The following is an 11,859-nucleotide window of genomic DNA, read 5'->3' on the forward strand; positions in this document are numbered from 1 at the left end:
CCGTAATTCGTAATTCGTAATTCGTAATTCTTTCTTTCCCCAATTAGTGCATTATTAGTGCTGCTATTAAGGCTGCCCGTATAAATTGCACCTAATGAATAGAACAACATTCCACGATTATGGCACTCAGGCCGCTTTATTACAAAAAAGAAAGATGCTGATGATGAAAATCATCAGCATTCTTTTTCCTTTTATACTATTGGGCGGACTCGAATTGAGCCTGCGACTATTTCACTACGGTCATGATCTGCGGTTGTTTATCACCGCACCGGGTAACAACGACTACTACATCTTCAATCCCGATGCTTCCCGCAGGTATTTTTCCAACCCCGACATTGCCACTACCGGCAACCGGGAACTATTTAAAAAAGTAAAGGATACCAATACCCTCCGGATCTTCGTGTTGGGAGAATCCACCACCATCGGTTATCCCTATTTCCATAACGGCTCTTTTCACCGGTGGCTTCAATACCGGTTAATGCATAGTTGCCCGGATAAACGGCTTGAGATCATTAATTTGTCACTAACGGGCGTTAATTCATATACGACAGAAGGTTTTGCGAAAGAATTATTGCCCTATCAGCCGGATGCAGTGTTGATTTATACAGGGCATAATGAATATTACGGCTGCCTCGGTACCGGGAGCACCGACAAAATTGCCGGCAACCCTTTCCTCATTCACCTGATCCTGCAATTGCGTGATCTCCGGATTACCCAATGGATGGCTAACACCCTGCAACGGTTGTCGCCCGGGAAAACAGCGGCCCCGGAGAGTGAAGGCAAAACCCGGATGGAACTGATGGTAAAGGACCAGGAAATTCCATTTGGATCTGCCACCTATGAAAAAGGCATTACCCAGTTTAAAACCAATATGGATCACGTGCTGCGCTTGCTGAGCGAGGCACAGGTCCCTGTTTTTGTCAGTAACGTGGTTTCCGCAGAAAAAGATCTCTTTCCGTTTACCAGCATTACACCCGATAGTACAAAGTTTCCCGGCTTTATGTTCCGCTACCAGCAAGGCGAAGCACTGCTGGCCGGCGGTGATTCGATAGCTGCACAACGTGCGTTCCTGGCGGCCGACAGCATTTACCCGGCCCACGCAGGCTGCAATTACTACCTCGGCACCCTGTTGTGGCAACAGCAGGATACCATACATGCCAAACAATATTTCGATAAGGCCAGAGACCTGGATGCACTTCGTTTCCGGGCGCCTTCCCGGCTTAACCTGGCTATTCTGGAATTATGCAGCCGGTATAAGAATACGCACCTGGTAGACGCTAACGCTGTATTTGAAGCCAATAGCAAAGGACATATTATTGGCAATGACCTGATCCTGGAACATGTACATCCTAACCTGAAAGGGTATGCCTTGCTGTCGGATGCGTTTTACAATGCGATGAAACAAACGGGCCTGGTCAGGGTGGATCCCAACCATGACATGTCGTTTGCTACCCTGCAGCAAACCATGCCGGTAACGGTAGTAGATTCCCTGTCCGGCGCCTATAAAATAGCCCGGTTAAAAAGAAGCAAGCCTTTTACCAGCACTATCGTAACAAATGATACCATGCTGATTACCACTCCTGAGGAGCAGCTGGCTTACGATATTGCTTTCAGGCACATTACCTGGACCGCTGCCATGGAACAGCTGTATCATCGCTATAATCAACAGGGTGATCTGGGGAAGGCCGGCACTATTGCCGCCGCGTTTGTCCAGGAGCATCCCACTGATGTTACCTGGTATGAGGAAGCGGCGAACTACATGGGCAAAGAAAACAATTCCGCCGCAGCGATCTTTTATTTTAAGCGGGCATTTGCCATATCACCGTCTTTTAAAATAGCCAGGATGCTGTTTGTGTTGCACCTCCAGTTAGATCAAACACAAGCAGCCTTGCCTTACCTCAACTACGCCATAGAAAATAATGAGCAGCACCTGAACCTGGAGCCGGTGAAAGCATTGCTGACGCAGGTAATGCAATTACAGCAGGCAGCCGCTGGCAATCCGGGTAATATAGAAGTACTGTTAGCCATAGCAGATAAATATTTCAGGATGGGTAATAAGGCAGGTGCGGCTTTGTATGTAGAGAAGGTATTACACGCAGCGCCGGGAAATAAAGCGGCGCTCACATTACAAAGTCAGTTGAAAAAAGTATAACACATGCAACATAGCGTCAACCGGCAACAATGTATTGAATTTGGCCAGGTGGCTGCTTTAGCGGCTATTGCAGCCACACTGTATACCCGGAAATTTTTATACGTGCAATTGGCATTGCCGGTATTGGGGATCACCCTGTTGTGGCCACTGGTGTGGTATCCGCTGGCCCGGACCTGGTTTGGAGCGGCGAAGCTGCTGGGGAAAATCAATGTCTGCATACTGCTTACCCTTGTTTTTGTGGCAGTAGTAGTGCCGGTAGGACTGTGGCGCAGGCTCCGTGGCCGGGACGGTTTACAACTGCGACAGTTTAAAAAAAACGATACTACGGTAATGGTAGTACGTAATCATGTATATACCAGGGCCGACTTACAACATACATTTTAGAACCATATAATTCGCACGGGATGGAATTTCTGCAGGAACTGTTTTACTTTTTAAGAACGCGTAAAAAATTATGGTTGCTGCCTTTGATCGTGATATTGGTGTTGCTGGCATCGCTGGTGGCATTAACCAGTGTATCGGCATTGGCGCCATTTATTTACGCCATATTTTAAGGGCTTTGAGAACCATTGTACTCGGTATATCGGCGTATTATCATGATAGTGCGGCCGCGCTGTTGATCGACGGACATATTGTGGCGGCCGCGCAGGAAGAGCGTTTTACCCGTGTTAAACAAACAGCCGCTTTCCCGGTGCAGGCCATTCAGTATGTGCTGTCGGAAGCAGGTATTAGGATGGATGAACTCACGGCTATTGCCTTTTATGATAAGCCGCTGTTGAAGTTTGAGCGTTTACTGGAAACGTATCATGCCTTTGTACCCCGTGGCTGGCGGAGCTTTCTGGCGGCCATGCCGGTGTGGATGAAGGAAAAGGTATTTATGAAACAGCAGTTGCGTAAAGCATTCCGGCAACTGGGGGCTACTACCAACATCCCTTTGTTTTTCCCGGAGCATCATTTGTCGCATGCCGCCAGTGCGTTTTATCCTTCGCCTTATGATACTGCCGCTATCCTTACCATAGATGGTGTAGGAGAGTGGGCCACTACCACCATTGCCTATGGGAGTGGAAGAGAGATCCGGCTGTTGAGGGAGTTGCGCTTTCCGCATTCACCGGGACTGTTATATGCTGCGTTTACCTATTTCCTTGGCTTTAAAGTAAACAGTGGCGAGTATAAGTTAATGGGATTATCGCCTTATGGGCAGCCGGATGCCCCGGAAACGGCTTTGTTCCGGGAAAAAATCCGTACCACGTTAGTGGATATACGAAAAGATGGATCTATCCTGTTGAACATGGACTATTTCGAATTTGCCACGGGGATGAAAATGGTCCATACCGCCAAATGGGAGGCATTGTTCGGCATTCCGCGCCGGGAGCCGGAATCAGGTATCCTGCCCGTGCACATGAACCTGGCGTTGGCGATTCAACAGGTAACGGAAGAAATTGTATTGGCATTGACCCATACGGCCAAATCGATCACAGGCAGCGACTATCTCGTAATGGCCGGCGGCGTGGCGCTGAATGGGGTGGCTAATAATAAAATCAGGACAGCGGGTATTTTTAAAGACATCTGGATACAGCCGGCCGCGGGTGATGCAGGCGGTGCTATTGGCGCCGCCGCTGCCGCGTATCATATTGGTATGGAACAACCACGTATCTTTTTTCCGGGAGATGATGGAATGCAGGGAGCTTTTTTGGGTCCTGCCTATGGCGACAAGGACATTCAGCACATGATGGGCAGGTATGATGCAAAGGGAACGTACTGGCCTGATTTCCGGGAGCTCACCAACCTAATTAGTGCAAAATTAGCGGAAGGGAAAGTGGTAGGCTGGTTCCAGGACCGGATGGAATTTGGCCCGCGGGCATTGGGGAATCGCAGTATCCTGGCAGATCCGCGTAATGCCGACATGCAACGTGTCATCAATCTCAAAATTAAATTCCGCGAAGGCTTTCGCCCGTTTGCGCCGGCTGTGCTGGCAGAAGATGCCGCCGCTTATTTTGAAACAGGCACCGCTTCACCTTATATGTTATTTGTAACGCCGCTTAAAAAATCGCTGCGTTGTGAAAGTACCGCCGCAGCAGATACCTTATATGAACGGCTATACGAAATACGTTCTGTAGTGCCGGCTGTTACGCACATAGACTATTCCGCCCGTATACAAACCGTGCATCGCACCACGCATCCTAAGTTCTGGCAACTTATTAATAGTTTTAAAAAACTCACGGGTTGCCCGATGCTCATCAATACTTCTTTTAATGTAAGAGGAGAGCCCATTGTACACTCTCCTGCAGATGCCTGGCTGGCTTTTATGCGTACAGAAATGGATTACCTGGTAATCGGGAATTATGTATTTGAACGCAGTCAGCAAAACGCTTTGCCCGCCCACTTGTTCCCGGCATACGAAAAGGACTGATCACGTTATTTATCTCCAAAAGAATTTAAAAAAAATTACTGCATTAATCTTTTGTTAGCTCATTATTAGCGCTGTTGTTAGGCCGGCGATGCTTACTTGCAGGGTATTATATTTTATCAATCGAAATTTGTTCGCGTTATGAAAAAATTGCTATTGCTGATGCTCCTCGCATCAGGTCTGCTGCAGGCTTATGGCCAGCAACAGCCGACGAAGGGTAAAGTACTGGATGAATCCGGCCAACCACTACCCGGCGCTACGGTCCGATTAAAAGGTACCACCATTTCAAGCCCTACCAATGCCCTGGGCGAATTCCAGATTGCTACCGGCGCTGCCGCCTCCCCGGTATTGATCATTTCCTATATCGGCTACCTCACGCAAGAAGTGGCGGCAACGGGTACTCCGCTCTCCATTCATTTAAAATCAGATGCAAGATCATTAAATGATGTGGTAGTGGTAGGTTATGGTACCCAAAAGAAAAGTGACGTTACCGGCGCTACCAGTTCTGTAAAAGCCGTGGAAATTGCCAAGCGTCCGTTGGTAAGAGTAGAACAGGCCTTGCAAGGTACTACCTCCGGTGTAACCGTACAAAGTAACAGCGGTCAGCCAGGCAAGGGCATCAGCGTACGAATCCGCGGCGCCAGCTCTATCACTGGCAGCAATGATCCGCTGTATGTAATTGATGGTTACATTGGCGGTAACCTGGAATCTATCGCTCCCGGCGACATTGAAAGCCTGGAGATTTTGAAAGATGCTTCTGCTACCGCCATCTATGGTTCCAGGGGTTCTAACGGCGTGGTAATGGTCACTACCAAATCCGGTAAATCCGGTAAGCCAAGGGTAGACGTTAGCGCATGGCTGAGCAAAAACTCCCTGCCAAAGAAACTCCGCCTGCTGAATGCCTATGAGTTTGCCACACAGGTGAATAAGAAAGGAAACATCGTAGGTACCGGCCAACCCTTTACCCAGGACCAACTGGACGCACTCCGGCAAAATCCCGGTGGCACCGACTGGCAGGATGAACTAACACAAAAGCCACTGGCACAAAATTACCAGGTAGGTGTATCCGGTGGGGGAGAAAATGTAAAATATTACCTCTCCTATAACTACCTCGATCAACCAGGCTTGCTGATTAACTCCGGGTATAAAAGAAACACCCTGAGAGCAAATGTAGATGTGAAGCTCAACAACCGGATGGACCTGAAAGTGAATATCACCGGCCTGTTACCCACTTCCCACAACACTGATTTCTCCGGTGATATCACCGATCCGTTTGCCGAGTCCAGCATGTGGGATCCTACCAGCGCCGTGAGAGACGCAACAGGTAACTATATTATTCAATCCAATTTTGCCTCCCTCGCAAAAAATCCGGTGCAGAATATTTTGAGTCGCTCAGTAGATGGTAAAACATCCAACATCACCGCTACCGGCGTTTTCACCTATCGCATTATTGATCACCTCACCTTTACATCCAACAACAGCTACGAGCTGCAACACCAGCAAACACAATCTATTTTCCCACCGGGAACCAATGAGGGATATAACGGTAACGACTATGCCAAAATGGATATCAATCGTTACAGAAGCTGGCAGAATTCCAACTTCCTGACCTACAATAACAGGTTCGGGGATCACTCCCTTACAGTGACTGCCCTGTTTGAACAGGCATCTAAAACCAATACCAACACCATTGCACAGGCCAACAAACTCTCCACTTATAGCCTTGGTTACTGGAACCTGGGTTTAGGTAAAACACAATCTACCACCAGCGGCTATTGGGCGGATGCCCTGATTTCCTACATGGGCAGGGTGAACTATGCGTTCAGGGATAAGTACCTCTTAACAGTAGCCGTACGTACAGATGGGTCTTCCCACCTGGTACAGAAGTATTCTACCTTCCCATCCGTAGCATTGGGATGGGCAGTAGACAAAGAAGGATTCATGGCGAATTCCAATGTGGTGACCGGCCTGAAAGTGCGTGCCAGCTATGGCCAAACCGGCAACCAGGCCGTGCCGGCTTATTCTACCATTGCACAAATTGGTACCGCACCTCCTTACTATTTTGATGGCAGCACACCCAGTGTAAATACGCCACTGGGCACACCAGTATCCACTACGCTGAGATGGGAAAAGAATAGTACTTATGATGTGGGTGTTGATATGGAATTCTGGCGTGGCCGTTTAACGTTCACCGCTGATGCGTATAATAAGAAAGTAGCTGACCTGTTGTATAACACCGATAATCCTTTCTACTATGGTGGTGGCAGCTTCCAGCGTAACATCGGCAGCGTAAAAAATACCGGCCTGGAATTCAGTGTGGGCGGTACTCCTGTGGTGAGCAGAAATTTCAAATGGACGAGTAATTTTAATATCTCCTTCAATAAAAATGAAGTACTGGATCTGGGTGGACAAGACAATATCATCGTAAGTAATATTGGCTCCGCACAACAAGGCGTATCCATCATTAAAGTAGGACAACCACTGGGTACATTCTACGGTTACAAATATCTTGGTACCTGGAAGAGTGCAGAAAAAGCGGAAGCCGCTTTATATGGCAAAAAACCGGGCGATACCCGCTATGCCGACCTGGATGGAGATCATAAATTATCCGGTGGCGACCTGACCACCATTGGTAATGGGATGCCGAAATATTATTTCGGTTTCATCAATGATTTCTCTTACAAAAACTGGAGCCTGAACCTAATGTTCCAGGGTACACACGGTAACCAGATGTTTTCTTTCAGCCAGGCCTACACCATGGGCGGACTGGGAGATGCACGTGACGCCACCAACGCCCGGATACTGGATATGTGGACACCTGAAAAGGAAACAGATGTTCCGTTGTATGGCAACCAGAATGAAATCAAAAGCAGCCGTTATGTATATGACGCCAGCTATATCAAGCTGAAAAATATTTCTCTCACCTACAGCATTCCACCTGCCTTGTTGCGCCGTATTCATGCCCGTAGCCTGGATGTATATATCAGCGGTCAGAACATCTGGACCATCACCAATTTCCCTGGCTACGATCCGGAGGTAACCAATGCTACCAACGCTATCACACAGGGATTAGAAACAGGTACCATTCCTAATCCTAAATCATATACAGTAGGCGTAAGACTTGGTTTATAATTGAAATAGCAGCAGCAAAAGCCGCTGGTTTTCTAAAAAATATTATTATGAACAAAAAATATTTTCTACCGCTGGTGATCACAGCGATGATAGGCACTTCTTCCTGTGTTAAGCTAACGGAAGATCCCAAAGCCACTTTAACGCCCGGCAACTATTTCAACACACAGAGTGAACTGGATGGCGCCGTTACTTCTGCTTACCGGGCACTCGCCATAGATGGCGCCTGGGGATTTACCAGCAAAATGACGGCCTACTTCGGGTCCGATGACCTCACCACACATCCTGAATCCAATAAGGCAGATTCGCGGGAATTCGACCAGTTGCAGGGTACCAGTACCAACAGCAGTTTGAGAGCCGGATGGGAAGGTCCGTGGAATACTATTTACCAGGTAAATAATGTGATCAGCAATTATGAGAAAGTAGCTGCCGCTACCCCGGATGCTATTCAAAAACGCACCTATGCCGGCGGACAAGCTTATTTCCTCAGAGGGTTGTGTTATTTCTACCTCGTAAGAACATTTGGCGCGTTGCCAATTGTAACCGGTCCCGCGGTAATCACCACCATCCCGGAACGGCAGGCAGCGGATAAAGTATATGCACAGATTGTGAGCGACCTGAAAAAGGCCTCCACGATGTTGCCCGATAAATCGCCCGCAGGAGTAGATGTAGGTCGTCCCGGTGCACTCGCTGCCAGAGCGGTGCTGGCGAACGTATACCTGACAATGGCCGGCTGGCCGCTCAACCAGGTATCCAACTACCCACTGGCGGCAACAGAAGCTAAAGCGGTAATAGATGCTAAGCAATTCGATCTTGTGCCCGACTATCTCGATGTATTCAAAACCAACAACAACATAGAATCCGTATTTGGCCTGGAATACAACGTAGGCGGCCAGTTGCCTAACCGTTCCTTTGGCGCTACCTGTATCCCGGATGATGAAGGCGGATGGGACGACTTCTTCCCGGAAATCAATTACTTTAAAGATGCACCGGTTTGTAAACGTACCGATGAAACATTCCACACGGAAATTAAAAGCAACAAGTTTGGTGTGGTAAGCTGGGATGATCCGAGAACCGCTACCAGGCATCCTTACTACAACAAATTCCGTTATGGTGCAGGCGATGGCATCGTGGAAACGCCCACCAAAGTAATCAGCTTCAATGCCAGCACCAACAAAACTACCGACATCGTACGTTTTGCGGAAACGCTGCTTACCTATGCAGAAGCTGCTACCATGGCTGCCAACGCAGTACCGGATGATGCCTACGATGCATTAAACCGGGTAAGACGCCGCGCTGGTTTGAACAATATCACGAGAGGTTTAACCGCCACCGCCTTCCGCGATTCCGTTGTACTGGAACGTAAGTATGAATTTGCCGGTGAATTTGGACAGCGTTGGTTTGATATTGTTCGTTTGCAGTTGCTGCCGGCAGTTATCGCCAGACGTGATCCGAACGAATTTAAAATCCGTCCGCTAAACCCGGAATCAGTAAAGAATCCGGGTCCTAAGTACCTGGCGCCGATTCCTTTCCGTGATCTCAATTTGAGCCCGGGATGGACACAGAATCCAAGCTATTAAAAAAGAATTACGAATTACGATTTACGAATGATGGATTTGTGGGTAGACAAAAGCGAAGTTGATCATCGCGTTTACCATCTACCCACAAATCCATCATTCGTAAATCGTAATTTGTAATTTGTCATCGTAAACTATAGTGAATGAAAAAAACAACGTGGACACTGTACAGCCTTTTGTTGCTGACACCATTCGTATACTTGTCCGGCAACGCTGCAGCAGCAGTCCCGGATACCATTCCCGGCGCCAAACAGCCTGTTGACCTGATTGACCCAACCATTGGTAACGTAGGCCAGTTACTGGAACCTACCCGGCCTACCGTACAGTTGCCCAACCAGCTGATACGTTTTACGCCCCAACGAAAGGATTATATGGATGATCAGATTGATAATTTCCCGCTCACTATTGTGTCGCACCGGTTAGGGCAGGTGTTTTCCCTGAAGCCGGCCATAGGTACGCCTGCTGCCGCTGCCTGGGAAAGACGGATGGCTTATGATCATAACCTGGAAATCAACAAGCCCTGGTATTACACTACCTGGTTACTGGAGGAGGAAGTAAACGTGGAATTCACCGCCGGTAAAAAAGCAGGCTACTATCGTTTCCGTTTCCCACAGGGAAAAAGTAAATCATTGTTATTTGATGTTTACAATGATGGAGATGCCGCGTACAACTTCCTGCCGGGCAATGTGCTCACCGGTATGGAAACTTATAACAACTATGTAAAAGTATATCTGTATGGGGTTTTCAGCGAGGCAGGTACGCCTGGCGTAGTGGAACAAGGACAGTTAACGAACAATAAAAGCATTGCTGGCAAAGGTATTAAAGCCTATATCAGTTTCCCTGCGACTACAAAAGAGGTGACGTTTAAATATGCCATCAGTTATATCAGTCCTGCACAAGCCAAGAAGAACTATGAAGAAGAGGTGAGCCGTCAGTCGTTTGATGCGGTAGCCTCCAGTGGTAAGAAAGCCTGGACCGACGTGATGTCGCAGATACAGGTGAAAGGTGGTACACCAGCACAACAACGCTCTTTCTATACGGCATTATACCGTTCCTACGAGCGGGCAGTAGATATTACGGAAGATGGTCAGTATTACAGTGGGTTCGATCAACAGGTTCACCAGGACAAGCGTCCTTTTTATGTAGATGACTGGACCTGGGATACATACCTGGCGCTGCATCCACTGAGAATGATCCTGCATCCTGCGCAGGAAGAAGATATGTTACAGTCGTTCGTACATATGTACGAGCAAAGCGGCTGGATGCCTACATTTCCCGTGTTGTTCGGCGACCATGCCTGTATGAATGGCTTCCATTCTTCGGTTGTCCTGCTGGATGCCTGGAGGAAGGGGTTGAAAAAATTCGATATCGAAAAAGCCTATGAAGGTATGCGTAAGAATGCTACAGACGCCACTATGTTGCCCTGGAAGAATGGTCCTAAAACAACGTTGGACGACTTTTATCATAACAAAGGATATTTTCCTGCTTTGCATATAGGGGAGAAGGAAACTGTGGAGGCAGTGCATCCATTTGAAAAGCGCCAGGCGGTAGCCGTAACACTGGGTGGCGCTTATGACGACTGGGCCGTAGCGGAACTGGCAGGGGATCTGAATAAGAAAGACGATCAGCGTTTGTTTGCACCGAGAGCGCAGAATTATAAGAACGTATGGAACCCGGAGAAGCGTTTCTTTATGCCGAAAGATGATAAGGGCAACTGGATTGACATTAATGTTAAGTTTGATGGTGGCATGGGTGGCCGTGATTATTATGATGAGAATAATGGCTGGACTTACCTCTGGCAGGTACAACAGGATATTCCTGGTTTGATGCAGCTCATGGGGGGCAGGCAGGCGTTTGAAGACCGGCTGGATCAGCTGTTTCGCGAGTCGCTGGATATGTCGCGGTATGCTTTCTGGAGTAAGTTCCCGGATGCCACAGGTCTCGTAGGGCAATATTCTATGGGTAATGAGCCGAGTTTCCATATTCCGTATTTATACAACTACACCGGCTCGCCCTGGAAAACGCAGCAACGCATTCGCTTCCTGCTGGATGCCTGGTTCAGGGATAATATTTTCGGTATTCCCGGTGATGAAGATGGGGGAGGGATGTCGGCTTTCGTCGTATTTTCTTCCATGGGCTTCTACCCGGTTACACCCGGTATTCCGGAGTATAGCATTGGTAGCCCTGTATTTGAAGAGGTACGTATTGCATTACCCAATAAAAAACAGTTTACGATCAAGGCGCATCACAGCTCTGTGGTCAATAAATATATTCAGCAGGCAAAGTTGAACGGCCAACCTTTAAACAAACCCGCTTTTACCCATCAGCAACTGGTAGATGGGGGTACCCTGGAGTTATTCATGGGACCCAAACCCAACAAACAATGGGGGGCAGTGAGATAGCTTTTAGCCATTAGCTTTTAGCTTTTAGTAAATGCAGCGAAGAACATGTTATGTTAATCTTCGCTGCATTTACTAAAAGCTAAAAGCTAATGGCTAAAAGCTACCTGTTAATATCTGATGAGAAAAGGATAATTTCTGCAAATACCCGCCTTCCATTTAGATTTACATTTAACCCCATAGGATAGCACAACC

At 47.9% G+C, this 11,859-nt stretch carries 7 protein-coding genes; all 7 read left to right on the forward strand.

The genetic code is table 11. From position 1 onward, the window contains the following. The first annotated feature begins 94 nt into the window (after positions 1–94). The 7 genes from AC5ZC7_RS10500 (at position 95) to AC5ZC7_RS10530 (ending at position 11,667) form a co-directional block, all read left to right on the forward strand. A complete protein-coding gene (locus tag AC5ZC7_RS10500; protein ID WP_496159350.1) occupies positions 95–2,152 on the forward strand; it encodes a hypothetical protein in 2,058 nt (685 codons plus the stop codon). A gap of 3 nt (positions 2,153–2,155) precedes the next feature. Next, entirely contained in the window at positions 2,156–2,536 is a 381-nt protein-coding gene (locus tag AC5ZC7_RS10505; protein ID WP_496159349.1) for a hypothetical protein, read from the forward strand. Between the two features lie 20 nt (positions 2,537–2,556). Then, positions 2,557–2,706 carry a DUF5989 family protein gene (locus tag AC5ZC7_RS10510; protein WP_496159348.1) on the forward strand — a complete coding sequence of 50 codons (150 nt, stop codon included), beginning with the start codon at positions 2,557–2,559 and terminating at the stop codon, positions 2,704–2,706. 62 nt (positions 2,707–2,768) lie between these two features. Next, entirely contained in the window at positions 2,769–4,562 is a 1,794-nt protein-coding gene (locus AC5ZC7_RS10515; protein WP_511911598.1) for a carbamoyltransferase family protein, read from the forward strand. A 138-nt stretch (positions 4,563–4,700) separates the two neighbouring features. Then, entirely contained in the window at positions 4,701–7,691 is a 2,991-nt protein-coding gene (locus AC5ZC7_RS10520) for a SusC/RagA family TonB-linked outer membrane protein (RefSeq protein WP_496159346.1), read from the forward strand. Between the two features lie 47 nt (positions 7,692–7,738). Continuing rightward, positions 7,739–9,268, forward strand: coding sequence for a RagB/SusD family nutrient uptake outer membrane protein (locus tag AC5ZC7_RS10525; protein WP_496159345.1), 1,530 nt, complete (start codon positions 7,739–7,741; stop codon positions 9,266–9,268). Positions 9,269–9,408: 140 nt separating this feature from the next. Next, positions 9,409–11,667: a GH92 family glycosyl hydrolase gene (locus AC5ZC7_RS10530; protein WP_496159344.1), complete on the forward strand. Its 2,259-nt coding sequence runs from the start codon at positions 9,409–9,411 to the stop codon at positions 11,665–11,667. Positions 11,668–11,859 lie beyond the last annotated feature (192 nt).

Source organism: Chitinophaga sp. 9-1-y (genome assembly GCF_059511905.2).

Bases quoted from the DNA above. Each gene is read 5' to 3' on its own strand.
- AC5ZC7_RS10500 (WP_496159350.1), top strand. From the start codon at position 95: ATGAATAGAACAACATTCCACGATTATGGCACTCAGGCCGCTTTATTA.
- AC5ZC7_RS10505 (WP_496159349.1), top strand. From the start codon at position 2,156: ATGCAACATAGCGTCAACCGGCAACAATGTATTGAATTTGGCCAGGTG.
- AC5ZC7_RS10510 (WP_496159348.1), top strand. From the start codon at position 2,557: ATGGAATTTCTGCAGGAACTGTTTTACTTTTTAAGAACGCGTAAAAAA.
- AC5ZC7_RS10520 (WP_496159346.1), top strand. From the start codon at position 4,701: ATGAAAAAATTGCTATTGCTGATGCTCCTCGCATCAGGTCTGCTGCAG.
- AC5ZC7_RS10525 (WP_496159345.1), top strand. From the start codon at position 7,739: ATGAACAAAAAATATTTTCTACCGCTGGTGATCACAGCGATGATAGGC.
- AC5ZC7_RS10530 (WP_496159344.1), top strand. From the start codon at position 9,409: ATGAAAAAAACAACGTGGACACTGTACAGCCTTTTGTTGCTGACACCA.